Here is a 25,920-nt window from a genome sequence, read left to right on the forward strand (position 1 = left end):
GGCTACTCAAGATGATTGAAGGCCTGGAACCCGGCCAGCCTGATCAGCGCATCGCGCCGCGCGGTGGCGTAGTCGGCTTCAATCATTTCCCTGACCAGTTCCGCAAAGCCGGTGCGCGGGGTCCAGCCCAGGCGCTCGCGCGCGCGGCTGGCGTCGCCCAGCAGCGTTTCCACCTCGGTCGGCCGGAAGTAGCGCGGATCGACCCGCACCACGATTTCGCCCGGCTTGCATGCCGGCACAATCCTGGCGCCGCGGGGGTCTGGCTCGACATGCTCGACCATGCCGACCTCATCGACACCGCTGCCGTGGAACGTGATGGTGATGCCCAGCTCGCGCGCCGCGCGCTGCACGAATTCGCGCACGCTGTGCTGTTCTCCGCTGGCGATGACAAAATCCTCCGGCGCGGGCTGCTGCAGCATCAGCCATTGCATCTCGACGTAGTCGCGCGCGTGGCCCCAGTCGCGCAAGGCCGACAGGTTGCCCAGGTAGAGCGTTTCCTGCAGGCCCAGGGCGATGCGGGCGATGGCGCGCGTGATCTTGCGCGTGACGAAGGTTTCGCCGCGCACCGGGCTTTCATGGTTGAACAGGATGCCGTTGCAGGCATACATGCCATAGGCCTCGCGGTAGTTCACCGTGATCCAGTAGGCATAGAGCTTGGCGGCGGCATACGGGCTGCGCGGATAGAAGGGCGTGGTTTCCTTCTGCGGGATTTCCTGCACCAGGCCGTAGAGCTCGGACGTCGACGCCTGGTAGAAGCGGGTGAGCTTCTCCAGCCCCAGGATGCGGATCGCCTCGAGCAGGCGCAGCGTGCCGACCGCGTCGGTGTTGGCGGTGTATTCGGGTTCTTCGAACGAAACCTGCACGTGGCTCTGCGCGGCAAGGTTGTAGATCTCGTCCGGCTGCGACTGCTGCACCACGCGCACCAGGCTGGCAGTGTCGGTCATGTCGCCGTGGTGCAGGATCAGGCGGCGCTCCTGCGCCTGGGGATCCTGGTACAGGTGGTCGATGCGCTCCGTGTTGAAGAGCGAGCTGCGCCGCTTGATGCCGTGGACTTCATAGCCCTTGGCCAGCAGCAGCTCGCACAGGTAGGCGCCATCCTGGCCGGTGATGCCGGTGATCAGGGCGCGCCGGATGCCATTGCGTCCGCGCGGCGCGGCGCGTTCCGGCCCGCTAGCGGTGATATGCCCAAGAGTGTCCAGCTCGTTTGCGCCCATGGCTCTGATCCGTTAGCAAGTGTGGCGACTGTAGCGCCGCGGGCCGGCGGCGAACGTCTGCTACCCCACACAAGGACCCAGGGCCGACGTGGGCCCGGCGCTACGGATCAGGATTCGGGTCAGCGCACCAGTCCACTATTCGGTGGACTGGGTGCGCGATATCGGCGCCGCGGCATCGGCGCGCCCCTGGTCTTCGGGGGAGGCATGCTCCGGGGCGAGCCGCAGATGCCGCCAGAGCAGCTGCGTGGTCACCAGGAACGGTGCCACGCCGCGCCAGCCGGAGCGATGCAGGTGACGGCCGAGATTGTGTGGCAAGGCCAGCATCAGGAACAGCGCTGCCTTGGTCGGGCGGTGCTGGCTGCGTCCGTACCGGTGCAGCATGGTGACCATGCGCGCAGCATCGGCGGCGGGGCTGCCGGCGCACGGCGCGGGCACCTCCGTGTGCAGGTAGTTCACTGCGCTGGGAACCAGCTCGATGCGGCACCCCCAGCCGTAGACGGCGCGCCCGGCGAGATCGGTGACGTCGTAGCCGGAGTCCAGGCGCTCGTCGAACGGCAGGCGATCCAGCAGCGTGCGCGGAAAGACGGTGCTGGACAGCACCACCGAGCAAAGCGGACGCGTGCGCGAGCCATGGCGCAAGGGCGCGCGCAGAGGCTGTCCGAGGAAGTCATGGTCCTGCGGGCGCAGGCATTCGCCCTCGCACATGGCAATGCCGGTCAGCACCAGGGTGTCGGCGTTGCCGCCCGCGGCAACGCGGTAGATGAAGTCGTCGGCCAGACGCTCCCCCATCTGCTGCAGGAAGGTCGGCCCCAGCGTGGTGTGGTCGTCGAGAAACAGCACGTGCGAGCCGGTCGCCGCGCGCAGCAGCCGGTTGCGGTTGGCCGCGCCGCTGCGCCGGGGTCCTTCCAGGTACGGAACGTGCTGGTACGCCGCGCGCATCAGTTCGCGGGTGGCGTAATTGCTGCTGTCGTCGGAAACGATCAGCTGATGCGGCGGCATGGTCGATTCAGCGACCGACTGCAGTGTCTGACGCAGGCCGTCCGGATGGTCGCATGTGCTCACGCACACGGAAAAGCTGGGCAAGAACGTGCTGGCTGGCATGATGACCCCTCCCTGGCCGGCAATCGCCGGCACTTGTGCCGGCCCGTCTGCGCGGGCGCGGCGCGGCAAAGCACTCAGACTGCCGGGCTCGCCGCCTGGCACGGCGGTTCGTTGCGCCTTGGCGCCACCGCGGCGCCGGTGTTGGATTCGCGCGTGATGCGTTCGTCGCCGCTGACCCATTCCAGCGTGGCGCCGCGCTGCAAGGCTGCATACACCGCCTCGCCCTTATTGCGCACCTTCAGCCGCTGGTAGAGCGTGCAGGCGTGGCTCTTCACCGTGGCCACCGAGATATTGAGCATGCGGCTGACCGTCTTGATCGGATAGCCGCGTGCCAGCAGCACCAGCACTTCATACTGGCGCGGCGTGATCTTGAGCATTTCAGCTTCGTCGTAGCCGGGTCCTTCCTCGGTCAGCGACACCGCATCGGCTGCTGCAGAGGCCGGCGCAGACAGCGGCTGGCCGGGCCTGAGGTTGGTCAGGTCACGCACCGCGACGGCGGTGCGCAGCACCGCGCGCGGGGTGCTGGCGCAGGCCGCCAGCGACAACGGCTCCCCCGGAGGGGGGGCCGGGTGCGCGGCGCTGAGCGGCAGCGGCGCGGCCGAGGCAAGTGACTGCGTGGCCGGCATGGCCGAGCGCGATGCCGAGGGCAAAGCGCCGGTCTCGGCGGCGAACAGCAGCCCCTGCACGCCCGACACCGCCATCCGGATGGCAGCCTCGATCACCGCCAGCGAGGCGGACTTGGGCAGGCAGCCGCATACGCCGCGCGCGCTGTCCGCGGTGGGCACATGCAAGGGCAGGGTGTCGGCCAGGATAAGAATGCGCTGTGGGGCCAGCGCTTGCCGGGCCTGTTCCAGGTGCGCCCAGCCGGGCCCCGCATCGGCCGGCATGCCGAACACCAGCAGGTCCGCATTGTGGTGCCGGGCGTCCAGCCTGGCGATATCCGCGGGCACAATAGCGGCAACCGTGGCGGATTCCTGGATGCTCTCGAGCATCTGCAAAAGCCCGAGCCGGAGCAGCGGATGCTCCTCGATCAGCAACGCATTCATGGCCTTCACTCCCCGTTTTTCCGCGGCGGACTGCAGGGCGCTTTGCGTATGGAGGGCATGACAGGACCCCAGTCACCGAGGCGACTGGCGACTGACTCTGTGGCTGACCCCCATGCTTCCATGCCCGGCGGTTCCGTTCTTCTGGTTGGAACTTGTCGACAGCTGGAAGGATGACCCTGAACCCGACCCGGAAGATACTTACTCCTAAATCAATTGAAATTCATCTTATGGGCTGGTTGAATGGAATGCAAGCAGGTGGAGTGGGGGTAGGTGAGGGTGGAAATGAATGGACATTAATAATCCTTTCAAAAATCACCCGAATGTGTCGTGCCAGGTTCCGAGAACGCCGCGCTGGCGCGGGTCGTGGTGGTTTCATCGGTGTGACATTCAGAATTAAATTGGTTGCAGGAGTGAAACAGATTGGATTATCAATACCCCTAAAATGACGATTTTATAACCCTATCGTGGGGTGTCCGTAATATACCTTCAGCGGCGCTGCTCCAATTTTGAAACGAGCCTCCGGACGGTAGTTGTGAAATCAATCTGCCCGATTTTTTAGCAGGTCGGGCGCATGGTCTAATGCTTCTGGATGAGGCCAGGCAGCCACCGGGGATGAGCGCTGCGGTGCCGGCAGCACCGGCCGCGCCGGGCTTGCCACCTACCGCCGGAGGGCGGGGTGCAATCCCGGCGTGGCCGGTCCGGCATCACCGTACCCGGTGGCCCGGACGCATGACCCGGCCGTGCGGGACATTGCGGTAGCCCGCGCGCCGGGCCTGCCAGTAACCGCCGCGCCAGGCGTAGCGCCCGCCGATGGCTTCCCAGTGGCCCGGCACCGACGCCTGGCCGCGCCGCGCGGCCATGGTGGACAAGCAGCACGACCAGTGAGAGGGCGCGTTTCACATGGGCTCCTGGCGGGATCGCGTTGGACACAGCTTCAATCTGGCGGCCGGCCCCGCCCGGGCACGCAGAAACGGGTACGTCCGGACGGTGCGCGATGCCTCGGCATGGCGCGGCACCGGGCGCGCAGGCACCGTTACGATGCATGCACGGGCGCAATGCCGGCCGTTGGCAGTGGCATAAAGCTTGCGCCATGGGCTATACCAATCGGAAGTGGCCTCGTGTGCTTGAAGGAGGCGCCATGCCCGTCATGCTCATCGTGCTTGCCTTGCAATGGTTGCAGGGGCTGTCGCCGCCCGCCGCGGCCTTGTTCGCGCTGCCGCAGGAGTCGGCGCCCGCGGATGCAACGGCCATTGTCGAGACGGCCGTGACACGCTGACCCGGCGGGACCTGCAGCGCGAGCCCGATCCCAACTGGGACCGGGTGCGCATCGAGATGTCCGGCAAGTTCCTGCCCTGCAAGACGTAGCGACGACCTGCCCGGGACCTACTGCGGGGCGCAGCTGGCCGCGCGCACCGGCGGCATCGCAAAGGACACGCCATAGTGCGCCGGATCCAGGCGCGTGGTCAGTACGCCGACCAGTGCGGCGCAGGCCAGGTGGTACCACCAGCCGGCGGCGAAGTCGCCAGTGTGTTCATGCAGCATGGCGGTAATCCACGGCGCCAGCGACGCCAGCAGGAAGCCGCCGCCCTGCATCACGGCGCTCAGCGCGCCGGCGCTGTCGGGGTCCGGCAAGTGGTCCAGCGCCACCACCAGGTACAGCGCAAAGCAGCCGCCCAGGCCGGCGCCGCCGATCACGGCCCACGCCTGCGGGGCCGCGTCGGGCCACAGCGCGAGCCCGGCAAAGCCCGCCACCTGCAGCGTAAGCGCCAGCGCCATCCACGCGCGGCGGTCGAGGCTGCGCGCCGCCAGTGCCGGCAGCAGCAGCGCCGCGGCGGCCTGCGCCACCGCCATCAGTGCCACCAGCGAGCCGCTGGCCGGCGCGCTCCAGCCGTGGCTCTGGTAGAACGGCGCCAGCCACGCCACCAGCGAGGCATAGCCGCCGTTCATCACGCCAAAGCACGCCATCAGCAGCCAGGTGCGCGGGCGCCGCAACAGCGCGCGGGTCGCGCCCGCCGGGCGTTTGGGGAGCGCGGCGGGCACGCTGGCCGCGGCACGCGGCAGCGCGACCCAGGCCAGGGCCAGCGCCGCCAGCGCGGGCACGGCCCACAATGCCAGCGCCTCGCGCCAGCTGCCGGCCAGGTCGGTCACATACGGCGACAGCTGCGCGCCCAGCGCGCCGCCGCCCATCAGCGCGGCGGAATACAAGCCCATCACCGGTGCCACGCGCCCCGGGAACTCCTGCTTGACCAGGCCCGGGCAGGCCGCCTGCACCACCGCCACGCCCAGCCCGCACAGCGCCGCCGAGGCGATCAGCCAGGTGCCGTCGGCCACGTCCAGCCGCAGCGCGCAGCCGGCGCCCAGCAAGGCCAGCGCACCCAGCACCGCAGTGCGCGCGCCCAGCCGCGCACGGATGGCCGGGCCGAAGAACGCCCCCACGCCCATCAGCAGCATCGGCAGCAACGTCAGCCACGCCATGCCCTGGTAGCTGAGGCCGGTGCCGGTGCGAATGGCCGGGGCCAGCGGGCCGACCGCGGTCAGGAACGGGCGCAGGTTCAGGCCGATGCCGGCGACGGCCACCAGCACCAGCCAGCGCGGCGGCGCCTGGCGCGCGGTGCCGACGGCGCGGGTGGCGTTGTGCGCGGCCTCAGCCACGGGGAGCGCGCGGGCCATAGAGCTGCGCGGCGCTGAGGTCGACCGGCACCCGCGTAAGCGGCAGCGGCGGCGGGGTGAGCGGCAGGCGCAGCGCCTGGTAGGCGGCCTCGCTCGACATGCCGTAGGGCGCGGCGTCGTTGTTGTCGAAGGCGTAGTAGACGGCCTGCACGCCGGCCATGGTCATCGCCGCCAGGCACATCGGGCAGGGGTGGCCGCTGGCATAGACCACACTGCCGCGCAGGTCGGGGCGGCCCAGCCTGCGCGCGGCGGCGCGCACCGCCTCCATCTCGGCATGGGTGGTGGGGTCGTGGCTGTGGACGATATCGTTGACGCCGGTGGCGACGGCCTCGCCGTCGAGCACCAGCACGGCGCCGAAGGGGCGCGCGCCGCGGTCACGATTGGCAACGGCAAGGCGAACCGCCTCGCGCATGAATTCCTGGTGAGTGGTCATGATCGGCAGAAAAGTGAGTACATGCTCGCGAGCAGGGCGGCATGGGTCTTTGACGGGCTTGCCCGGCGGCGGCAGGACGCTGGCCGGGGGAGCGTGCCAACTGTACGCCGGGGCTTGGTAATTGGGAAATTAAATGATGAAATCGCCGGCAGTGGAAAACCCAATGGATAACCGGCCATGCAGGACCCTCGCCTCGATCCCGTGCTGCTGCAGAGCTTTGTCGCTGTCGCCGAGAGCGGCAGCTTTACCCGCGCCGCCCAGCGCGTGCATCTGACCCAGTCGACCGTCAGCCAGCAGGTGCGCCGGCTGGAGGACCAGCTTGGCTGCGTGCTGCTGGACCGCGGCGGCCGCTATGTGACCACCACGCCGGAAGGCGAGCGCCTGCTGGGCTACGCGCGCCGCCTGCAGCAGTTGATGGCCGAGGCGGTGGGGCAGCTGCGCCAGAGCGCCGGCCAGGGCGAGATCCGCATAGGCGTGCCCGAGGATTTTGCCGCGCGGCCGCTGACGCCGGTGCTGGCGGGGTTTGCCGATGACTGGCCGGGCATGCGGCTGGAGGTGACCAGCGGCATGAGCCATGAGTTGTGGCAGCGCTTCCAGGACCGCGAGCTGGACCTGGTGCTGGTCAAGCAGCGCACCGGGCAGGCGCCGGGGCTGGCCAGCTGGCCCGAGCCGCTGTGCTGGATCGACAGCCGCGGCCGCCCGGCCGTGGTGCGCGACCCGGTGCCGCTGGTGGCGTTTCCGGTGGGCGGGCTATACCGCGCCGAGATGACGCACGCGCTCGACGCCGGCGGCCGGCGCTGGCGCGTGGCCTTTGTCAGCGCCAGCCTGGCCAGCATCCTGGCCGCGGTGGCAGATGGCCTGGGCGTGACGCTGCTGCCGCGGCGCCTGGCCACGGCCCACCACACGGTGCTGGAGGACGGCTGGCCCGCTGCGGTGCCTGACGTCGAACTCAGCCTGCACGCACAGCCGGACCTGCCGGCCGCGGCGCGCGACATGGCCGCGCGGCTGGCCGCGCTGTGCGAGATCGTGATGGGGCCGGGCGCGCCGCCCGCGGCTCAGCCGAAGAATTCGTTGTAGCAGCGGGTGCAGGCGCCGGCCGGCTGGAAAGTGTAGGGCAGCTCGGCCATGGCGCCGCCTGCTGCGGCAGGGTCTATATTGGCGAAGGGGCGGCCCGCACCGGGTCACTCCCACCCCTTGGATTCCGCCATGCCACTGCCACCGTGCTTTGCCGATCGCCGCGAGGCAGGCCAGTACCTGGGCCGCCACCTCGCCCGGCTTGGCTTTGGCGCTGCGCAGCTGGGTCAGCCGGCGCTGGTGCTGGCGCTGCCACGCGGTGGCGTGCCGGTGGCCTTTGAAGTGGCGCGCGCGCTCGATGCACAGCTGGACGTGCTGCTGGTGCGCAAGATTGGCGCCGCCGGCTACCCGGAACTGGCGCTGGGCGCGGTGGTGGAGGGCGATGCCGGCGGCGGCGGGCCGCATACGGTGGTCAATGACGACCCATGGGCGCGCCGCGCCGTCGAGAGCGGCAGTTTCGACGCCGAGCGCGGCCGCCAGCTCGATGAGATCGCCCGGCGCCAGCAGCGTTACCGCGGCGGTGCGCCGGTGCCGGCGCGCGCGGGCCGCACGGTGATCGTGGTCGATGATGGCGTGGCCACCGGTGCCACCATGCGCGCGGCGCTGGAAGGCGTGCGCATGGCCGGGGCGGCGCGCGTGATCGCGGCCACGCCGGTCGGGGCGCAGGACGGGCTGGCCAGCCTGATGCCCGCGGCGGACGAAGTGATCTGCCTGAACACGCCGCCCAGCTTCGGCGCGGTGGGGGCCTTCTACCTGGATTTCAGCCAGACCAGCGACGAAGAGGCGCTGGCCCTGCTGCGCGCGGCGGCGCCGCCGCCCTGAAGTTCAACCCGCCGCTCAACCCTGCTGGCCGCGTTCCCGGGCCAGGCGCGCCTTCAGGTGCGGCACCAGTCCGCCGGCGGCCAGGATCGCGCGCAGGAACTCCGGAATGGGCTCGCACGCGACCAGGCTGCCGTCGTCCAGGCGCAGTTGCGCCGTGTCCAGGTCCAGCACCGCGTGCGCGCCGTCGGCCAGCCGGCCGGTGTCGGCGCAGAGCAGCACCGGCAAGCCCAGGTTGATGGCGTTGCGGTAGAACAGCCCGCCAAAGGATTGCGCCACCACGGCCCCCACGCCCAGTTCGCGCAGCGCCTGTGGCGCCTGTTCGCGCGACGAGCCGATGCCGAAGTTGGCGCCCGCCACCAGCAGGTCTCCGGGACGCACGCTGCCGGGAAACTCCGGTCGCACCGAGGCCAGGCAATGCCGGGCCAGCACCGGCAACGGCGATTTCATCAGCACGGCCGGGGCCATGGCATCGGTGTCGATGTTGTCGCCGAAGCGCCACAGGCGGCCGGCAGGGACAACAACATGGGCGGGGACAGGATTGGGGGCGTCAGCAGAGGTCATGCAAGCAGTGGGTCCCGCCGGGCGGGCTCGAAGTCAGGTCCGCGGCGTTACGCCAGCAGCGTGCGCGGATCGGTAATGCGGCCAGTGACGGCGCTGGCGGCCACCGTCATCGGCGAGCCCAGCCACACGGCGCTGCCCGCGTCGCCCATGCGGCCGGAGAAGTTGCGCGCGGTCGAGGCAATGGCGCTGCTGCCCGCCGGAAAGCGCGCCGCGCCATAGCCGGCGCAGGCGCCGCAGGCATTGGGCAACAGCGTGGCGCCGGCGTCGGCCAGGATGCCAAGGGTGCCTTCCTGCTCCGCCTGCAGCTGGTCGCGGCGCGAGGCCGGCGCCACCTGCAGCGTCACGCCGGCAGCCACGCGGCGCCCGCGCAGCACGCGCGCGGCCATGCGCAGGTCTTCCAGCTTGGCGCCGGTGCAGGCGCCCAGGTAGGCGATCTGCACGGGCTCGCCGGCCGCCTGGTCCACCGGCGCGCTGTTGGCCGGCGAGTGCGGCGCCGCAACCTGCGGCGCCAGCGCCGCGGCGTCGAAGCAGTGGGTGGCAAGCACCGGCGCGCCGGGGTCCGTGCACCAGTGGGCCAGGTCGATCGCCGCCAGCGTCTGCGCCGGCACGCCGGTTTCGGCCAGCCAGCCGAGCGTGACCGCGTCGGGCGCCACCAGGCCGGTCTGCGCGCCCAGTTCGGCGCTCATATTGGCCAGCGTCATGCGCTCCTGCATCGGCAGCGCGGCGACGGCGCTGCCGGTATATTCCAGCGCCTCGTAGCGCGCACCGCCCATGCCGAGGGTGGCGCACAGGAACAGCATCATGTCCTTGGCGCAGACCCCCGGCGCAAGCTGGCCATCCCACTGCAGCCGGATGGTGTGCGGCACCCGCAGCCAGATCTCGCCGGTGGCCAGCACGCCGGCCATCTCGGTCGCGCCCACGCCGAACATGTAGGCGCCGAAGGCGCCGCCAGTAGGGCTGTGGCTGTCGCCGCCGACGATCAGGCGGCCCGGCAGCACATGGCCGCGCTCGGGCAGCACCACGTGGCAGATGCCTTCGGCGTCGATGAAGTGGGCCCCGGCCTGGCGCGTCCAGTCGCGCGTAAAGCGCAGGATGGCCTCGGCCTGGGCATCGCCGCCCGGCACGAAATGATCGGTCACCACCACATAGCGCGCCGGATCCCAGACGCCGGCGCCAAGCTCGTCCAGCAGCGGCGCCACCCGGCGCGGGCCGCTGGAGTCGTGCGACATCGCCAGATCGACCCGGCAGATCACCACGGTGCCGATCCCGGCATGCGCCAGCCCGGCGGCGCGTGCCACCAGCTTTTGCGCGAGCGTGGCGGGGGTGGAACTCATTCCGGCGAGGCTCCCGAATACCTGACCACGGCGGCCCAGCGCTTGACGTCCTGCTTCACGAAGGCGGCGAAGGCCTCGGGCGGCGTGCCCATCGGCTGCGCCCCGTCGTTTTCCAGGCGCTTGCGCACTGCGGGGGCTTCCAGCCCCTTGCGCGCGGCCTGATACAGCGCCTGCGTGACCTCGTGCGGCATGCCGGCCGGTCCGAACAGCCCGAACCACGCGCTCGACTCGAAGCCCTTGACGGTGTTGCCGATCGGCGCCGCGCCGGGGAACTGCGGCAGCGGCGCGGGGCTGGTCACGCCCAGCACCTTGAGCTTGCCGGCGCGCACGTGCGGCAATACGTTGATGGTGCTCGCGAACATCAGGTCGCACTGGCCCGCCAGCACGTCGGTCAGCGCGGGCGCGGTGCCCTTGTATGGGATGTTGACGATGTAGGTGCCGGTCATCATCTTGAACATGTCGCCCGCCATGTGCAGCGACGAGCCGACCGAGCCGATGGCGAAGTTCAGCTTGCCCGGCTGGGCGCGGGCCAGGCGGATCAGCTCGGGCACATTGTTGGCCGGCAGCCTGGGCGTGGCCACCAGCACGCTCGGCACGGTCGCCACCAGCGTGATCGGCGTGAAATCCTGGATCGGGTCGAACGGCAGCTTCTTGTACAGCGTGGCGTTGATGGTATGGCTGGTGAAGCTCATCAGCAGCGTGCTGCCGTCGGACGCGCTCTTGGCGACCAGGTCGGCGGCGATATTGCCGCCGGCGCCGGGGCGGTTTTCTACCACCACCGGCTGCCCGAGCTCCTGAGACATTTCCTGGGCGATGGTGCGCGCCAGCGTGTCGGTGGTGCCGCCGGCTGGCGCGCCCACCAGGATCCGGATCGGCTTGCCGCCGGCAAGCTGGGCCTGGGCGGCGGCGGACAGCGGCAGTGCCAGCGCCAGCGCGCAGGCGGCCAGGGTGCCAAGCGCGGCGAGGCGCTGCACCGCCGCGCGGCGGGCAATCGAAGGCAAACGGGACGGGCTGGACGGGACCGGGCGGAACACTGGCATGACGGCGGCTCCTCGCTTGCTGTGATCGGGAATGCGCAGTATGGCCCGGAATGTGACGGGACGCACCGCCTGCAGCGCTGCCATCGGGGTCTGCAGTGCCCGCGGTGTCAGTCGCGCAGACCGGGGCGGGTCTCGCTTTCCACCCAGACATTGGCGCTGTCGACGCCGGCGGGCGACAGCTCCATCCGGTATTCATAGCGGTCCGGGCGGTACTGGCCGAGCAGCAGCTGCACCGGGCGCCCGGACTGGTCCTTCACCACGCGCCGCACCGCCAGCAGCGCGCCGCCCACCGGCACGTCCAGCAGCGGGGCCACCACCACGTCGGCCAGGCGCGCCGACAGCACCTGGCTGGCACGTCCCAGCTTCACGCCGCCGGCTTCCAGCAGCCGCAGCACCGGGGTTTCTTCCAGCGCCTTGCGCGTGATCGGCCGTCCCAGCTCGGCCGGCAGGTAGACCGTGATGTGCGACAGCGGCCGGTTGCGGTAGTGGCGCACGCGCACGATCTTCACCACGGGGTCGCCCGGCTCGATCTGCAGCGACTCGGCCACGTCGGGCGTGGCATGGACCTCGTCGATCGAAATCACCTTGACCGACGTCTTCTGGCCCATGTCGATGATGTTGTCGAGCAGGCTGGTGCCGCGCTCCTCGCCGGCCGCCGCGGCCGGGCGCGCCGGGTGCGGATTGACGAAGGTGCCAAGCCCGCGGTGGCGGCGCACCAGCCCTTCCTGCACCAGGCGGTCGAACACGCGCCGCATGGTCACGCGCGAAGCGTGGAACTGCTTGGCCAGGTCGATCTCGCCGGGCAGGGGACCCTGGCCGAAGCGGCCCTCAACAATCTGCTGGCGCAGCACCACGTAAATCTGGTGATACAGGGGAACGACGGCTTCACTCATGGTTTCCCTTGCGTAAGAGATGACAAGTCTGCAATGCCTCTAATGTACTTTAAATCAGACATGGGGCCTAGCGCGGAAATACGCTGAGGTGTTTTCACGACAAGGCCAGCGGCCCTGTTGCAGCGATGCATCCCGATTGCGCCAAGGCCTCGAGGCCGTTTTGCGCCAGGGCCGGCCTGTCTTGCGTCGCCCTGAAAACGCTGGCGGCCCAGGCTTGCACATGGCGCCAGGCACGCGTCAACCAAGTTATGTGGGCTGCCCCACATGGGCGACGGGTAGGGCACCCTCGCGCCCGTGTTTCACCGTCGATACGCGGCTGGCTAATCAGGGCAAATCCTGAGCAAGTGTCATAAACGCATGAAAACTAAGGTGTTTTTCCAAAGCTAAGGCGACACATTGGAGCGGGTTGGGACGGCCCTGTCACAGCGATGTGACATGGCGCCTGCCGCACACAACCGCGGGGCCGATGTTGATCCGGCAAAACATCGGAAAGTCCCGCGAGGAGCGCCGGATGGCCCTTGTAATACAAGGACTTGCCGCCGCAGGTGACGAAGCTGGCACCGATTATGCGCAAGGGCAGGCTGGTTTGGCAGGAAGCCGGACCTGAACCTCCAGCCGTCGTCCACAGATGAGCGCCGGCCAGGGGCTGAGCCGCTGTGACTGTGAAATCCTCCTGGGAGCATCGTATGAACAAGACACTTCTGGCGTCGGCGATTGCCCTCGCCTTTGCTGGTTCGGCGTGGGGTAACCCGACCAATAACAACACCGACGGCGACTGGAACCACCAGACTGCCATCGCCAACTCACTCCAGTCCGGCGGCGGGTCCTCGGCTAACGAGGGCTCGACGTCCACCCAGGACAATTCGGATCACAGCACGAACACCAAGACCACTACGGTCAATGCCAACAAGACGAAGACCAATTCCGACAACGAGACCACCACGGTTGCGGTCGACAAGTCGACCAACAACTCCAACAACAAGACCAACACCAACTCCAACAACAAGACCAAGACCAACTCCGACAACAAGGCCAAGCTGACGATGGAGCACGGCGTTGGCAACGCCGGCGCCAACGGCGGCAACGCATCGTCGAGTGTCGCCAATGCCTTCAACACCAGCAAGGCGATTGCAGTCAGCAAGCTGAACGGCGCGGTGTCCGGCAACAACGTCAGCCACGTCGGCAACTATGCCTCGAACACCGGTAGCGCCAACGGTGGCACCGGCTACGGCGGCAAGGGTGGCACCGGCGGCAACGGCGGCAACGGTGCTGTCGGCACGGGCGGAGCCGGTGCTACCGGTGCAGTCGGTGCGGTCGGTGCCAAGGCATTTGCCTACAACGGCGGCGCCAGGGCCGGCAACGCCACCAGTGGCGCGGCGAATGGCGGCGACGGCGGCAATGGCGGCCAGGCTATCGGCTGGGGCGGCGACGGTGGCAACGCTTACGGCAAGGGCGGCAGCGCGCTCAGCGCCGCAGGCAGCAGGGGCGGCAGCGGCGGCGATGCCGCCGGCGTTGGCGGCGGCGCTCTGAGCGCTTCGCTCGGCGCAGGCGGCCGGGGTGGCAGCGCTGGCGCAATCGGCGGCGGCGGCCTCGGCGCCAGCGGTGCCCTGGGCGGACTGGCCGGCTCGGCCGGCGGCGCAGGCGGCAGCGGCGGCAATGCCGGCTGGGGTGCCGACAACGGTGGTAATGGCGGCGCGGGTGGCGGCGCTGGGGGCTCGAGCGCAACCGGCACAGCCGGCGCAGGCACGGGCACGGGCGGCGGCGCCGGCGCGACCGGCGGTGCGGGCGGTGCCGGGACTTCCGGCGCGCTCGCAACCGGCGGTGCCGGCAGCGGCACTGGCGGCGCCGGTGGTTCGAGCGGCGCGGGCTCGACGGCGACGGCTGGCACGGGCACGGCGACTGGCGGTGCCGGCGGCGCGCAGAACAGCGTCGGCGGCGCCGGTGCCGCTGGCGGTGCGGCCAACTCCGGGGCGGCCACCAGCGTGGCCACGAACGGCAGCAACTCCGCGGGTAACGGCGGTAACGGCGGCAACGGCGGCAGCGGCGGCAGCGGCGGCGCTGCGGCCGGTGGTGCCGGTGGCACCGGCGGCGTCGGCAACGGCGGCCTTGGCGGCAATGGCGGCAACGGCGGCTACGTCCTGGTCGACGCGGGTACGTTCAACATGTCCAACACCATGACCAGCGTTGGTCAAACGGCGGCGGGCATCATGATGGCGACCCAGAACAGCGGCGTCGCATCGCTGGTGCAGCAAAGCGTGAACGTGCAGGCCAACCTCAACGTGGGCGGCAGGTAAGACGCGCAACGCGGCCGGTCCCGGGGGTTTGCACCGGGGCTGGCCGGCAGTTTCGCAGTCATGCCGGCAGGACCGGCGCCCGCATCCTGTGTGCGGGCGCCCGGGTCCTGTCATGCCTACGCAAGCCTAATTGCCATGCAGCCGCCCGGATGGGGGCGGCGCGCTGGCAGGGGGAGACACCATGCAACCGGTCCGCTTCGCCGTCGGCGCATTCGCGACGGTATTACTCGCCTGGCCAGCATTGCACGCTTACGCGGAGCCGCCAGGGCTGGACGCCGCCATGGCGTCCGCGCGCGCGGCCACCAGCACGGAGCAGCCGGCAGCCAGGGCTGGCTTGTTCGCCGGGGTGGCGAAAGCTGTTCCTGTGTCTAAACTGGATGACATCCGTGGCGGCGCCGAAGTCACAGTCAGCGACATGCGCCTGCGCGGCACCGTGGCCGACAACGCCGCGGTCGATGTCCAGTCCGGCGCGAACCGCATCACGGCAGGGGCCTTTGCGAACGCGGCGGGGATACCCACCGCGATCCAGAACTCGGGCTCCAACGTGCTGATCCAGAACGCGACTATCGTCAACGTCCAGTTCAAGCAATGAACCCGCTGCGCATCCTGTTGGCGTCTGTGCCGTTCCTGCTGGCCGCGGGCGGCTTCCCTTGCGCCCACGCTGCCGACACCCCGCTGTACGGGCCAGTCGGCGAACCCTACAACCTCAGGGTCACCAGTGTTCGCGAGGCGCGCTTCAAGTCCACCATCCGCCAGCAGTTCGACTTCAGCTGCGGCTCGGCCGCGGTGGCCACGCTGCTGACCTACCAGTACGGCCATCCGATCAACGAGGCCGCGGTCTTCCAGAGCATGTACCTCAACGGCGATCAGCAGAAGATCCGCGCCGAGGGGTTCTCGCTGCTGGACATGAAGCGCTTCCTGACTGCGCTCGGCTACGAGGCCGACGGCTTCGAGCTGCCGCTGTCCAAGCTGGAAGAAACGCAGGTGCCGGCGATCGTGCTGATCGTGGAGAACGGCTACCACCATTTCGTGGTGGTCAAGGGCGTGAAGGGCGACCGCGTGCTGGTCGGCGATCCCGCGCGCGGCACGCGCGCGATGTCGCGCGCGCAGTTCGAGAAGATCTGGGACAGCCAGCTGCTGTTCGTGATCCACAACCGCACTGAGATGGCGCGCTTCAACCTGGCGGCGGACTGGCGCGTTGCGCCCAGTGGCCCTTACTGGATGGGAGTCAACCGGGATAGCCTGTTCTTCACCGTCATGCCCAAGCATGGCGCGAGTGATTTTTGAGGAACGCATCATGTTGCAGACTTCCTTGCCGGCCCCGGCAGTTTCCCGCAGCACCGCTTCGGCGGCCGCCGCGGTGCTGCTTGGCGCCGGTCTGGCCTGCGCCGGCACGGCACAGGCCAGCATGCAGCCGCAGACCGACGCGCTCGACGCATCGGCGCTGCCGTCGCAGGCGGCCATGCCCGCGCGCGACCGGGCTGGTTCCAACCCTCTGGCTGCCGCGCGCGGCAGCATGGCCGGCTGGAAGCCGGTGGCACAGGAAAAGCTTGACGACATACGGGGCGGCTTCGAGATGCGGGGCCTGCACGTTTCGTTCGGTATCGAACGCGCGGTGTACATCAACGGCGACCTGGTGGTCGCGACCAGTATTAACATCCCTGACGTCAGCCGCATCACGGCAGACCAGGCAGCGCGGCTGGCCAAGACGCTGGGTCCGGCCATTGTGGCCAGCACCAATGCCGCGGTCGCCGGCGCCCTGGCTGGCAATCCGGTGACGGCCGGTGCCGCCGCTGCGGGCGCCGGTGGCACCAACGGCAGCGCCAGCGCGGGCAGTGCCGGCGCGGCGGCGTCGGCCGCTGGTGGACCGGGTGGCGCTGGTACCGCTGCTGCGGACAGTGGGGCTGCCGCGGTGGCGGCCAACGGCGGCACGTCCGGCACTGCCGGCGCGCCGGGAGCCAGCGCGAGCGCCGCGGGTGCGGCAGGTTCTGCAGGTGCCGCAGCTTCTGCAGGTGCGGCAGGTACGGCGGGCCCGCCGACGACAGTAGTGAGTACCGCCACCGGCCAGGTCGTGACCAACGGGCTGCTGAACGTGATCCAGAACGGCCCGGGCAATGCCGCATCGGTGGGGGCGCTGGCGGGAACGCCGGCGACCGTGATCCAGAACACCCTGAACAACCAGAGCATCCGGAGCCTGATGACAATCGACGCAAGCGTGAATACGCTGCAGGCCTTCCGGTCACAACTGGCCAACACGGCGCTGAATAACGCGCTGATGCGGGCCGCGAGCATGAGGTAGCCGTTAGCGAGGTATCAGGCGCAGGACAGGTCTCAGACTCCTGCACAACAGTCTGCCGTCCCGGGGGAGGAAGACGCGATGAAGAAGCGGTCGATGCAGGGCATCCGCAATGCTGCGGGATGCTCGACGTTGCTGTTGCTTGGCGGGCTGGCACAGGCCCAGACGCCGCCGGATGCGGGACCACCCGCGGCCGGACTCGAATCACTGCAGAGGGAACTCGCCGATCAGGCCAGCCAGCTCGACGCCATGAAGCGGGCCCTGGCCGAACAACAGGCGCTGATCCACGAACTGCGCAGTGTGATCGGCAACGATGTGCTGGCCACCAAGCGTGGCGGCCAGCGTTCAGGGCCCGGCGTGATGCCGGCGGACAACGTCACCAATGCCGCCAGCGCCACGCAGAGCGGGCCAGGCCTGGTGAACAACCCGCAGCAGGTGACCGACCAGCCGCCGCAGGCGGCAGCGCAGCAGGGCGAGTCCGCCAACGCGCAGACGCTGGCCGCGGATGAGCCCGTGGGCCGCCCGCCCGAGAGCGACCGGCGCCCGCCCGAGATCGCGCCGCTGATCGACCAGCCCGGCGTGCTCACCGCGCAGGGCAAGTTCGTGGTCGAGCCCGGCTTCCAGTACGGCTATTCGTCGAACAACCGGGTGGCGCTGGTCGGCTACACGATCATCCCGGCCATCCTGATCGGCCTGATCGATGTGCGCGAGGTCAAGACCTCGACCTATATCGAATCGATCGCGCTGCGCTACGGCATCACCAAGCGGCTGGAGATCGAGGCCAAAGTGCCGTACGTGCAGACCTCGGGCTCGACCATCAGCCGCGAGGTGTTCACCGGCAGCGCCGTCAACAACGTGTTCGATGCCAGCGGCAAGGGTCTTGGCGACGTCGAGGCCACGTTGCGCTACCAGCTCAATTACGGCAACGAGAGGATTCCATACTTCGTCGGCTGGCTGCGCTACAAGTCCAACACCGGCAAGGACCCGTTCGAGGTGGTGACCGATTGCGTGACGCGCTGCGTGGGCAATACCACCGGCACCGGCCTGCCGCTGGGGCTGCCAACCGGCACCGGCTTCCAGGCGATCCAGCCCGGCATCACCTGGCTGCTGCCGACCGATCCGGCGGTGTTCTTCGGCACCTTCAGCTACCTGCACAACTTTGCGCGCGACAATGTCAGCCGCACCGTGCTCAACGGCGAGAGGGAGAACCTGGGCAAGATCGCGCCGGGAGACATCTTCGAGTTCAGCTTCGGCATGGGCCTGTCGCTCAATGAAAAGGCGTCGTTCAGTATCGGCTATGACCAGGCCATCATCTGGCCGACCAAGCAGAACGGCCAGACCGTGCCGGGTTCGGTGCGCGTGACGCAGGGAACCTTGCTGGTGGGGTATTCGTACCGCTTCAACAACCGCTACACGCTGAATCTCTCGGTGGGCGCGGGGCTGACGCGCGACACGCCCGACCTGCAGGTGAATCTGCGCCTGCCGATCACTTTCTGAGGCGCTGCCCCGCGCGTTTGCGCAGGACGTGACGCGTGCCCCGCATGGGCGGGGCACGCGTGCGCATCACATCCGCCGCCACGGTGCGCAGGCACCGAAACGCGCCTTGCGCTGGCCCCATGAACGGCGTACAAAGAAATTACCCCGCGCCGCCAGCGGTACTTTCTGACCAGGTTCAACCTTACCGGTGGTGCGGCCTGAAAAAGGAGAGAGACATGCGCAAACGCATCTTCTGGTTGTTGCCCGACCTGGCGAGTGCCCGTCGCACCATGGACGACCTGTTGCTTGCCCGCGTCGAGAACCGCCACATCCACTTCGTGGCGCGCGACGGCGCCGACATGACGGGCCTGCATGAAGCCAACCTGTTCCAGACCTCCGACATCGTGCATGCCGCGGAAATGGGCCTGATGGTGGGCGGCGGCGTGGGCGTCGTGGCCGGCGTGGTGGTGGCGATGTTCCCGATCGTCAGCGACTCCCCGCAGTGGGGCCTCGTCGGCGTGCTGGCGGTGCTGGGCGCGGTGTTCGGCGCATGGGCCGCAAGCATGATCGGCAGCTCGGCGCCCAACAGCAGGCTGCGTGCCTTCGAGAAGGACATCGAGTCTGGCAAGATTCTGCTGATGCTGGACGTTCCGCGCGGCCGTGTCGAGGAAATCGAAACCCTGCTGCAGAACGCGCATCCGGAAGCAAGGTTTGCCGGGCTGGATCCCGCCGTACCAGCTTTCCCCTGATCCGGCACGTATCGCCGGCCAGCGCCGTTTGGCGCTGGTGCATGTCTCTGCGCGCGCCCATGCGGCGCGTTCTGGCGCGCATCCTTTAGCGCGCCCCGGCACACACCGGAGCCGTCCCGCGGTTCCGGTGTGATGCTGCTGCAACACTCCCGTCTTTCCCGGTTTGCCCCCATGAGATGCATGCGGTAACTTGCGTGACGACGCGCGCGCCATGCATGCCGCGCCGCAAAAAAACCAACGGGTCAGCTGCACCGGCAAAGGGGTCGAGACAATGAAGGCGAAATGGATCGCGTGCGGCATGCTGGCCGCCACGCTGGGATGGGCCGCGCAGACGGCCCTGGCGGAAGCGGGCGTGACCCGCAATACCATCCGCATCGGCCAGTCGGCCGGCGTCACCGGCCCGGTGGCCGGCTCGGTCAAGGAGCAGATCGCCGGCGCGCAGGTGTACCTGCGCACCGTCAATGCAAGCGGCGGCGTGGCGGGCCGGCGCATCGAACTGGTCACCTACGATGACGGCTTCGACGCCAAACGCACGCCCGACAACGTGCGCAAGCTCCTCGACGAGGACAAGGTGTTCGCGCTCTTCATGGTGCGCGGCACGCCGCAGAACGAAAGCATCCTGCCCATCATCGCCGCGCAGAAGGTGCCGCTGGTGGCGCCGCTCACGGGCGCCATCACGCTGCACCGGCCGGTGAACCGCTACGTGTTCAACGTGCGCGCCAAGTACCAGGATGAAGTGGCGCGGGCGATCAACCATCTGGCTACGTCGGGCATGAGCCGCATCGGCATCTTCTACGCCAGCGACGGCTTCGGCCGGGACGTGCTGGAAGGCTACACCGCCGCGCTGCAGGCGCGCGGCGTGCAGCCGGCGGCGACGGTGAACTTTGCCCGGCCCATGGGCGACATCAGCCAGGGCGTGGCCGCCATGAACAAGGCCAGCCCGCAGGCGGTGCTGGTGATCGGCTCGGGCTCCGAGGCGGCGCGCGTCATCCGCGAATTGCGCCGCGGCGGCAGCCAGGCGCAGTTCGTCACGCTGTCCAACAATGCCGCCGATTCCTTTATCCGCGAACTGGGCGAGGATGCGCGCGGCCTGATCATCACCCAGGTGGTGCCCGGCACCAACTCCAGCCAGATGACGCTGGCCAGCGAATACCGCAACCTGGCCAGGCAGCAGGGTGTGGACCCGTCCAACGCCGGCATGGAGGGCTTCATGTCCGCCAAGGTGCTGGTCGAGGGGCTGCGCCGGGCCGGGCCAGACCTGACCCGCGAGCGCCTGATCACGGCGCTGGAAGGCATGCGCGATTATGATCTCGGCGGCATCCTGATCAGCTACAGCACGGCGCGCCACACCGGCTCGTCGTTTGTGGAAATGTCGATCGTCTCGTCCACCGGCAAGCTGATCCGCTAGCGCCCCGGCGGGCAGGGAGGTGCTGCGGTATAGTCGCCCGCATGGCTACTCCTACCCCCTCCTCTCATTCCCGCGCCCCGTTCTCGCTGCACGGCCGCGTGGCGCTGGTGACCGGCGGCGCGCAGGGCCTGGGCCTGGCGATCGCCGCCGGGTTGGCCGACGCCGGCGCCCATGTGCTGGTGGTGGCGCGCAACGCGCAGCGCGTGCATGAAGCCGTGGCCGCGCTGGCCGCGCGCGGCGGCAGCGCCGAGGCGCTGGTGCTCGACATCACCGACGAGGCTGCCGTGGCGGCGGCGTTCGACCGCATCGACGCGGACCATGGCCGGCTCGACATCCTCGTCAACAACGCCGGCGCGCGCAACCGCAGCACCATGGCCCAGCTCGATGCCGGCGACCTGCGCGCCATGCTCGAAACCAACCTGGTGGCCCCCTACGCGCTGTGCCGGCTCGCCGCGCAGCGCATGCGCGGCGGCGACTATGGGCGCATCGTCAATGTCAGTTCGATCGCGGGCCAGGTCGCGCGCGCCGGAGACGTGCTCTACCCCGCCACCAAGGGCGGCCTGGATGCGCTCACGCGCGCCATGGCCGCCGACCTGGGCCGCCATGGCGTCACCGTGAACGCGATCGCCCCGGGCTACTTCGCCACCGAACCCAACCAGCCGATGGTCGAGGACGAGAGCGTGGCCGAGTGGCTGCGCCAGCGCACCTCGCTGGGCCGCTGGGGCCAGCCCGAGGAAGTGGCGGGCGCAGTGGTGTTCCTGGCGTCGCCGGCCGCGTCCTACGTCACCGGGCAGGTGCTGGCCGTCGACGGCGGCTATCTCGGGCACTTCTGACGCGCCGCCGGCAGCAAAGCGTACCCAATTCTGCGTGCCGCTCTTGTCGGCTTTTTGTCGGCTTTTCAGCGCCGTGCAGGCGCCTTGCCGCCGCGGTAGAACGCCCGCAGGGAGTCGATCATCGCGCCCGCGGCGGCCGAGTCGCCGCGGTCCTTGAGCCGCACCAGGCAGATATCGCGCACCAGCGAGGGCAGCTGCAGCGGCCGGATCGCCAGCCCCTCGCGCCTGAACTGGAAGAGCGCCAGAGAAGGCACCGCGCTGATGCCCAGCCCCGCCTGCACCAGCGCCGCCACCGTCGCCAGGTGCTCCACCTCCATCACGCTGGTCAGGCGCAAGGGATGCAGCGCGGCGTCCAGGTGCTGGCGCACGCTGGTCGTGCGCGACAGCTGGATGAACGGCAGGCCGGCCAGCGTCTCGGGCGCGATGCGGCGCTTGCGCGCCAGCGGATGGTCCGCCGGACACACCAGGTGGAAGGTGTCGCGCACCAGCGGCTCGACGCGCAGGTCGTCGTCCTGGGCCGGCGCCGGGGCCAGCGCAAAGTCGGCGCGGCCCTGGCGGACCAGTTCAATGCAGCCGTCGGCAAGCTGGTCGAACAGTTCCAGCACGATGCCCGGATAAAGCGCGCGGAACTGCGCCAGCAACGGCGGCAGGTCGCCGCCGGCCAGCGACGGCAGCGCCGCGATCGACACCCGACCCTTGCGCCGCTGCGCATGCGCGCGCAGGTCTTCGAACGCGGTCTCGAAATCGGCCAGCAGCCGCCGCGCGGTCTGCTCGAAGCGCACGCCGTCGCTGCTCAGCTCCACATGCCGCGTGGTGCGCTCGAACAGCCGGCTGCCGGCCTGTTCCTCCAGCGTCTGCACCAGCGCGCTGAAGGCCGACTGCGACAGGTGGCAGGCGCGCGCCGCGCGCGTGAAGTTGCGGCAGGTGGCCAGCGCCACGAAGGCGCGCAGATGCTTGACCGAGAGGTTCATGGGGTCTGGTGGATTTATCCAGCAAGTCGATAGATTAATCCAAATAATCCGTTTTTTGGCTGGACGTGCCCACCCTAGAATGGGACCGACCCCACCAACAACCTGCCCCCGACCATGACTGCTCCCTTGCTGATCGGCTCCGGCGCCGGCTTCTCCGGCGACCGCACCGATGCCGCGCTGCCGGTGGTGCGCACGCTGATTGCCGCCGGGCAGCCGGCCGCGCTGATCTTCGAGACCCTGGCCGAGCGCACGCTGGCGCTGGCGCAGCTGGCGCGGCGCAACGATCCCGCGCAGGGCTATGAGCCGCTGCTTGACGCGCTGCTGGTGCCGGTGCTGGGCCTGTGCCTGCAACACCGCATTCCCATCGTCGGCAATTTCGGCGCCGCCAATCCGCGCGCCGCGGCGCGGCGCGTGCTGCGGCTGGCGCAGGAACTGGGCCTGCCCGCGCCGCGCGTGGCGGTGGTGGAGGGCGACGACCTCTCGGACGATGCGGGGCGCACATGCTTGCAGGGCATTCTTGGCGATGCCTTCGACGCCGACCGCTTCGTCTGCGCCAACGCCTATATCGGCGCCCAAGGCATCGCCGAGGCGATCACGGCCGGCGCCCAGGTGGTGGTATGCGGGCGCGTGGCGGATCCGGCGCTGGCGGTGGGGCCGGCGATGGCGCACTTCGGCTGGTCGTGGGACAACTGGGACCGGCTGGGCGCCGCCACCATGGCCGGCCACCTGCTGGAGTGCGGGGCGCAGGTCACCGGCGGCTACTTTGCCGATCCCGGCATGAAGGACGTGCCCGAGGTGCACGCGCTGGGCTTCCCGATCGCGCAGCTCGACGCCGGCGGCGGCATCGAGATCTTCAAGGCCGCCGATACCGGCGGCTGCGTGGACCTGCGCACGGTCAAGGAACAGCTGCTGTACGAGGTCCACGACCCGGCCGCCTACCTGACGCCGGACGTGGTCGCCGATATCGGCGCCGTCGCCGTGGCGCAGCTGGGCCCGGACCGCGTCGCCGTGCGCAATGTGCGCGGCCATCCGCGCCCGGCGCAGCTCAAGGCCAATGTCTTCAGCCACGGCGGCTGGCTGGCCGAGGGCGAGATCTCGTACGCCGGCCCCAACGCCGCCGCGCGCGCGCGGCTGGCCGCCGACATCCTGCGCCGGCGCATGCAGCTGCTGGGCCATGACGCGCCGATCCGCTTCGACCTGATCGGCGTGCTCAGCGTGCTGGCCGACGACGGCGGCGCCATGTTCGCGCAGCGCCAGCCGCGTGAGGAAGCGGCGCAGGATGTGCGCCTGCGCGCCGCACTGGCGCATGACGACCTGGCGGTGGCGCAGGCCCTGCAGCGCGAGGTCAATGCGCTCTACACCTGCGGCCCGGCCGGCGGCGGCGGCGTGCGCACCGCGCAGCGCGCGCGGCTGAACGCGGTTTCCTGCCTGGTGCCGCGCGATGCGGTCGCGCCCGCTCATACCTTTATCGCCTGAGGAGGCCCGCACATGACCGCCACCGCCGCGCTCTACCAGTTCGCCCATGGCCGCACCGGCGACAAGGGCAACCGCTCCAACATCAGCGTGATCGCCTATGACGCGCGCGACTACGACCACCTGGTCGCGCATGTGACGGAAGACGCCGTGCGCGCGCTGTTCCGCGAGCGCCGGCCCGCGGCCGTCACGCGCTACCTGGTGCCGTCGCTGCAGGCGATGAACTTCGTCCTCGACGGCGTGCTCGATGGCGGCGTCAACGACGCGCTCAACCTCGACACGCATGGCAAGGCGCTGTCCTTCCGCCTGCTGCAGCTTGAGATACCGGTGCCGCCGCGCCTCGCTGGCGCCGCCCCGGATAACCACTGATCCATGGCTTCACACCGACAACGATCTGAACAGGAGACCACCATGACCCCCACGACCTCGTTCCTCAAGCCGCTGGCCGTTGCCGCGCTGGCGCTGATCCTGCCCGCGGGGCAGGCCTGGGCCGAGTTCCCCGACAAGCCGATCCGCTTTGTGGTGCCGTTCGCCGCCGGCAGCGCCACCGACCAGCTGGCACGGGCCATCGGGCAGGCCATCACCGTGGACAGCAAGGCCACCGTGGTGGTCGACAACAAGCCGGGCGCCAACGGCTTCATCGCCGCGTCGGACGTGGCCAAGGCCGCCCCGGACGGCTACACCGTGCTGATCGGCACCAACACCACGCATGCGGCCAACGAGCACCTGTTCAAGAAGCTGCCGTACGATCCGGTCAAGGACTACACGCCGGTCACCGCGCTGGGCCGCGGCGGCCAGATCATGGTGGTCAACCCGCAGGTGCCGGCCAGGACCGTGGGCGAGTTCATCGCGCTGGCAAAGCAGCAGCCGGGCAAGCTCAGCTTTGGCAGCGGCAGCTCGTCGTCGCGCATTGCCGGCGAGCTGTTCCAGCAGATGGCGCATGTGCAGCTGCTGCACGTGCCCTACAAGAGCAACCCGCTGGCCATCACCGACCTGCTCGGCAACCAGATCCAGATGATGATCACCGACACCGCCACCGGCCTGCCGCAGGTCAAGAGCGGCAAGCTGCGCGCGCTCGGCGTATCGGGCAAGGCGCGCTCGCCGCTGGCGCCGGACGTGCCCACCATCGACGAAGCCGGCGTCAAGGGCTATGAGATGAGCTACTGGTTCGCGGCCTATGCGCCCGCGGGCACGCCGCAGCCGGTGGTGGCGAAGCTCAACGCCATGATGGTCAAGGCCGCGCGCAGCGATACGGCTGCCAGCTTCTACAAGGCGACTGGCACTGAAGTGTTCACCAGCACGCCCGCGGAGCTGGCGAAGTTCCAGTCGCAAGAGTCCGGCAAGTGGGGGCGCATCATCAAGGCGGCGAATATCCAGCCTGAGTGAATGCAGGGCAGCGCAAGCTCCCATGCATGGAAAGCGGAGCCAGGTGGCCCTAATGCCGTTCAGTTGACCACCGTCGTCCCCCCGAAAGCGGGGACCCAGTGACTTCATCCCCAAAGGGGACGTGAAAGACGCTGGATTCACGCCTGCGCGGGAATGACGGTAGCGTTTGATACCTTAACTGAACGCCATCAGGCCAAGTGGCCCGGTTTTTTACGCAGAAGTAGGTACGCTTTGGTGCTTCCGGCCTTGATGGACAAGGCCCGCCGCCCACCGGGGCGGCCTCTTCCTGAAGAAATGTGTGTGCTGATACCCGACCCTGTTCTCATCAGGACAGCCGGAAGCGGTCATTGCGCTGCTCGCAGAATTGGGTACGCTTGCACGAAAGACCGGCGCACGCTGACCGTCCGCCGGTGGGACGCGCGGCTCAGGGCCGGCGCCGTTCCATTGCCACCATCGACGGCGTAAAGCCGAGCTGGCCGAAGAAGGCGGCTTCCGAGGAACGCGCCGCGCGCAGCATCCAGCTGATATCGGGGTCGTTGCCGACGATTTGCCGCACCAGGGCGCGGCCGATGCCGCGCCGGCGGTGGCTGGGCGCCACGGCAATCATCGACAGAAAGCCGTCGCAGACGTCGTCGCACAGCGCGCGGGCAAAGCCAACCACCTCGCCTTTTTCGACCGCCACGACCACGCGCTGGGAATTGGCCACCAGCCGCGCGAATTTTTCGGGGCCGCCTACCCGGTGAGCCCAGCCATTGGCGATCAGTAGCTGTCTGGCTGCCTCGATGTCGTCGGGCAACAAGTTACGGATTTCCATTGGCGGCTCTCCCAGTCAAGCGCGTACGGCCC

General features: G+C 69.3%; 27 protein-coding genes and 1 pseudogene. 16 read left to right on the forward strand and 12 right to left on the reverse strand.

Annotated elements, in window-relative coordinates:
- Positions 1-2: 2 nt before the first annotated feature.
- From gmd to ACREYQ_RS17800, 3 genes are all read right to left on the reverse strand, one after another.
- Complete coding sequence (gene gmd, locus ACREYQ_RS17790; protein ID WP_432261533.1) at positions 3-1,214, reverse strand: GDP-mannose 4,6-dehydratase; 1,212 nt, start codon at positions 1,212-1,214, stop codon at positions 3-5.
- A gap of 135 nt (positions 1,215-1,349) precedes the next feature.
- The gene (locus ACREYQ_RS17795) at positions 1,350-2,315 is read right to left on the reverse strand and encodes a glycosyltransferase family 2 protein (RefSeq protein ID WP_432261534.1); all 966 of its coding nucleotides are present in this window, start codon (positions 2,313-2,315) and stop codon (positions 1,350-1,352) included.
- Between the two features lie 74 nt (positions 2,316-2,389).
- On the reverse strand, positions 2,390-3,361 hold the full coding sequence (locus ACREYQ_RS17800) for a response regulator transcription factor (RefSeq protein WP_432261535.1): 972 nt from the start codon (positions 3,359-3,361) through the stop codon (positions 2,390-2,392).
- A gap of 170 nt (positions 3,362-3,531) precedes the next feature.
- Here ACREYQ_RS17800 and ACREYQ_RS17805 point away from each other — a divergent pair, with 170 nt between their 5' ends.
- On the forward strand, positions 3,532-3,807 hold the full coding sequence (locus tag ACREYQ_RS17805; protein ID WP_432261536.1) for a hypothetical protein: 276 nt from the start codon (positions 3,532-3,534) through the stop codon (positions 3,805-3,807).
- Positions 3,808-4,065: 258 nt separating this feature from the next.
- Here the strand turns inward: ACREYQ_RS17805 and ACREYQ_RS17810 are convergent, their stop codons facing one another.
- Positions 4,066-4,221 (reverse strand): hypothetical protein, encoded by a 156-nt coding sequence (locus ACREYQ_RS17810; RefSeq protein WP_432262692.1) that lies wholly within the window; start codon positions 4,219-4,221, stop codon positions 4,066-4,068.
- A 278-nt stretch (positions 4,222-4,499) separates the two neighbouring features.
- On the opposite strand from ACREYQ_RS17810, the gene ACREYQ_RS17815 reads away from it, so the two are divergent.
- Together ACREYQ_RS17815 and ACREYQ_RS17820 are read left to right on the forward strand one after the other, a co-directional pair.
- A complete protein-coding gene (locus ACREYQ_RS17815; RefSeq protein WP_164704904.1) occupies positions 4,500-4,637 on the forward strand; it encodes a hypothetical protein in 138 nt (45 codons plus the stop codon).
- Between the two features lie 2 nt (positions 4,638-4,639).
- Positions 4,640-4,726 (forward strand): annotated as a pseudogene (locus ACREYQ_RS17820) (cyanase); the annotation flags it as partial.
- Positions 4,727-4,744: 18 nt separating this feature from the next.
- Here the strand turns inward: ACREYQ_RS17820 and ACREYQ_RS17825 are convergent.
- Together ACREYQ_RS17825 and ACREYQ_RS17830 are read right to left on the reverse strand one after the other, a co-directional pair.
- A complete protein-coding gene (locus ACREYQ_RS17825; protein WP_432261537.1) occupies positions 4,745-6,031 on the reverse strand; it encodes a cyanate transporter in 1,287 nt (428 codons plus the stop codon).
- Entirely contained in the window at positions 6,006-6,464 is a 459-nt protein-coding gene (locus ACREYQ_RS17830; RefSeq protein WP_432261538.1) for a nucleoside deaminase, read from the reverse strand. The genes ACREYQ_RS17825 and ACREYQ_RS17830 overlap by 26 nt, the downstream gene beginning before the upstream one ends.
- A 177-nt stretch (positions 6,465-6,641) precedes the next feature.
- On the opposite strand from ACREYQ_RS17830, the gene ACREYQ_RS17835 reads away from it, so the two are divergent.
- Both ACREYQ_RS17835 and ACREYQ_RS17840 read left to right on the forward strand, forming a co-directional pair.
- Positions 6,642-7,541 carry a LysR family transcriptional regulator gene (locus tag ACREYQ_RS17835; RefSeq protein ID WP_432261539.1) on the forward strand — a complete coding sequence of 300 codons (900 nt, stop codon included), beginning with the start codon at positions 6,642-6,644 and terminating at the stop codon, positions 7,539-7,541.
- 129 nt (positions 7,542-7,670) lie between these two features.
- Positions 7,671-8,360 (forward strand): phosphoribosyltransferase, encoded by a 690-nt coding sequence (locus tag ACREYQ_RS17840; RefSeq protein ID WP_432261540.1) that lies wholly within the window; start codon positions 7,671-7,673, stop codon positions 8,358-8,360.
- A 15-nt stretch (positions 8,361-8,375) separates the two neighbouring features.
- Here the strand turns inward: ACREYQ_RS17840 and ACREYQ_RS17845 are convergent, their stop codons facing one another.
- The 4 genes from ACREYQ_RS17845 to ACREYQ_RS17860 all read right to left on the reverse strand — a co-directional run bounded on the left by ACREYQ_RS17845 (position 8,376) and on the right by ACREYQ_RS17860 (position 12,188).
- Positions 8,376-8,921 (reverse strand): 3-isopropylmalate dehydratase, encoded by a 546-nt coding sequence (locus ACREYQ_RS17845; RefSeq protein ID WP_432261541.1) that lies wholly within the window; start codon positions 8,919-8,921, stop codon positions 8,376-8,378.
- A 47-nt stretch (positions 8,922-8,968) separates the two neighbouring features.
- Positions 8,969-10,255 (reverse strand): 3-isopropylmalate dehydratase large subunit, encoded by a 1,287-nt coding sequence (locus ACREYQ_RS17850; RefSeq protein ID WP_432261542.1) that lies wholly within the window; start codon positions 10,253-10,255, stop codon positions 8,969-8,971.
- Positions 10,252-11,295, reverse strand: coding sequence for a tripartite tricarboxylate transporter substrate binding protein (locus ACREYQ_RS17855; RefSeq protein ID WP_432261543.1), 1,044 nt, complete (start codon positions 11,293-11,295; stop codon positions 10,252-10,254). The genes ACREYQ_RS17850 and ACREYQ_RS17855 overlap by 4 nt, the downstream gene beginning before the upstream one ends.
- A 107-nt stretch (positions 11,296-11,402) precedes the next feature.
- Positions 11,403-12,188, reverse strand: a complete 786-nt coding sequence (locus ACREYQ_RS17860) for a GntR family transcriptional regulator (RefSeq protein ID WP_432261544.1) — start codon at positions 12,186-12,188, stop codon at positions 11,403-11,405.
- 686 nt (positions 12,189-12,874) lie between these two features.
- Here ACREYQ_RS17860 and ACREYQ_RS17865 point away from each other — a divergent pair.
- From ACREYQ_RS17865 to ACREYQ_RS17900, 8 genes are all read left to right on the forward strand, one after another.
- Positions 12,875-14,482, forward strand: a complete 1,608-nt coding sequence (locus tag ACREYQ_RS17865) for a hypothetical protein (protein ID WP_432261545.1) — start codon at positions 12,875-12,877, stop codon at positions 14,480-14,482.
- A gap of 181 nt (positions 14,483-14,663) precedes the next feature.
- Positions 14,664-15,074, forward strand: a complete 411-nt coding sequence (locus ACREYQ_RS17870) for a hypothetical protein (protein ID WP_432261546.1) — start codon at positions 14,664-14,666, stop codon at positions 15,072-15,074.
- Positions 15,071-15,769: a C39 family peptidase gene (locus tag ACREYQ_RS17875; protein ID WP_432261547.1), complete on the forward strand. Its 699-nt coding sequence runs from the start codon at positions 15,071-15,073 to the stop codon at positions 15,767-15,769. Before ACREYQ_RS17870 ends, ACREYQ_RS17875 begins: the two co-directional genes overlap by 4 nt.
- Before the next feature lie 10 nt (positions 15,770-15,779).
- On the forward strand, positions 15,780-16,781 hold the full coding sequence (locus ACREYQ_RS17880) for a flagellin (RefSeq protein ID WP_432261548.1): 1,002 nt from the start codon (positions 15,780-15,782) through the stop codon (positions 16,779-16,781).
- A 78-nt stretch (positions 16,782-16,859) separates the two neighbouring features.
- Positions 16,860-18,275, forward strand: coding sequence for an acetate kinase (locus ACREYQ_RS17885; protein ID WP_432261549.1), 1,416 nt, complete (start codon positions 16,860-16,862; stop codon positions 18,273-18,275).
- 215 nt (positions 18,276-18,490) lie between these two features.
- A complete protein-coding gene (locus ACREYQ_RS17890; RefSeq protein ID WP_432261550.1) occupies positions 18,491-19,003 on the forward strand; it encodes a DUF1269 domain-containing protein in 513 nt (170 codons plus the stop codon).
- 271 nt (positions 19,004-19,274) lie between these two features.
- Positions 19,275-20,411: an ABC transporter substrate-binding protein gene (locus ACREYQ_RS17895; protein ID WP_432261551.1), complete on the forward strand. Its 1,137-nt coding sequence runs from the start codon at positions 19,275-19,277 to the stop codon at positions 20,409-20,411.
- Between the two features lie 41 nt (positions 20,412-20,452).
- A complete protein-coding gene (locus tag ACREYQ_RS17900; protein WP_432261552.1) occupies positions 20,453-21,244 on the forward strand; it encodes an SDR family oxidoreductase in 792 nt (263 codons plus the stop codon).
- Positions 21,245-21,309: 65 nt separating this feature from the next.
- Here the strand turns inward: ACREYQ_RS17900 and ACREYQ_RS17905 are convergent, their stop codons facing one another.
- Positions 21,310-22,215 (reverse strand): LysR substrate-binding domain-containing protein, encoded by a 906-nt coding sequence (locus ACREYQ_RS17905; RefSeq protein ID WP_432261553.1) that lies wholly within the window; start codon positions 22,213-22,215, stop codon positions 21,310-21,312.
- 114 nt (positions 22,216-22,329) lie between these two features.
- Between ACREYQ_RS17905 and ACREYQ_RS17910 the strand changes: the two genes are divergently transcribed.
- The 3 genes from ACREYQ_RS17910 to ACREYQ_RS17920 are packed head-to-tail and all read left to right on the forward strand — an operon-like array spanning position 22,330 to position 25,074.
- Positions 22,330-23,691: an acyclic terpene utilization AtuA family protein gene (locus ACREYQ_RS17910; RefSeq protein ID WP_432261554.1), complete on the forward strand. Its 1,362-nt coding sequence runs from the start codon at positions 22,330-22,332 to the stop codon at positions 23,689-23,691.
- 12 nt (positions 23,692-23,703) lie between these two features.
- Entirely contained in the window at positions 23,704-24,057 is a 354-nt protein-coding gene (locus ACREYQ_RS17915; protein WP_432261555.1) for an AtuA-related protein, read from the forward strand.
- 42 nt (positions 24,058-24,099) lie between these two features.
- The gene (locus ACREYQ_RS17920; protein ID WP_432261556.1) at positions 24,100-25,074 is read left to right on the forward strand and encodes a Bug family tripartite tricarboxylate transporter substrate binding protein; all 975 of its coding nucleotides are present in this window, start codon (positions 24,100-24,102) and stop codon (positions 25,072-25,074) included.
- Between the two features lie 424 nt (positions 25,075-25,498).
- On the opposite strand, the gene ACREYQ_RS17925 is transcribed toward ACREYQ_RS17920, so the two are convergent.
- On the reverse strand, positions 25,499-25,888 hold the full coding sequence (locus ACREYQ_RS17925) for a GNAT family N-acetyltransferase (protein WP_432261557.1): 390 nt from the start codon (positions 25,886-25,888) through the stop codon (positions 25,499-25,501).
- Positions 25,889-25,920 lie beyond the last annotated feature (32 nt).

Source organism: Cupriavidus sp. TMH.W2, from assembly GCF_050847365.1.
GTDB lineage: Bacteria > Pseudomonadota > Gammaproteobacteria > Burkholderiales > Burkholderiaceae > Cupriavidus.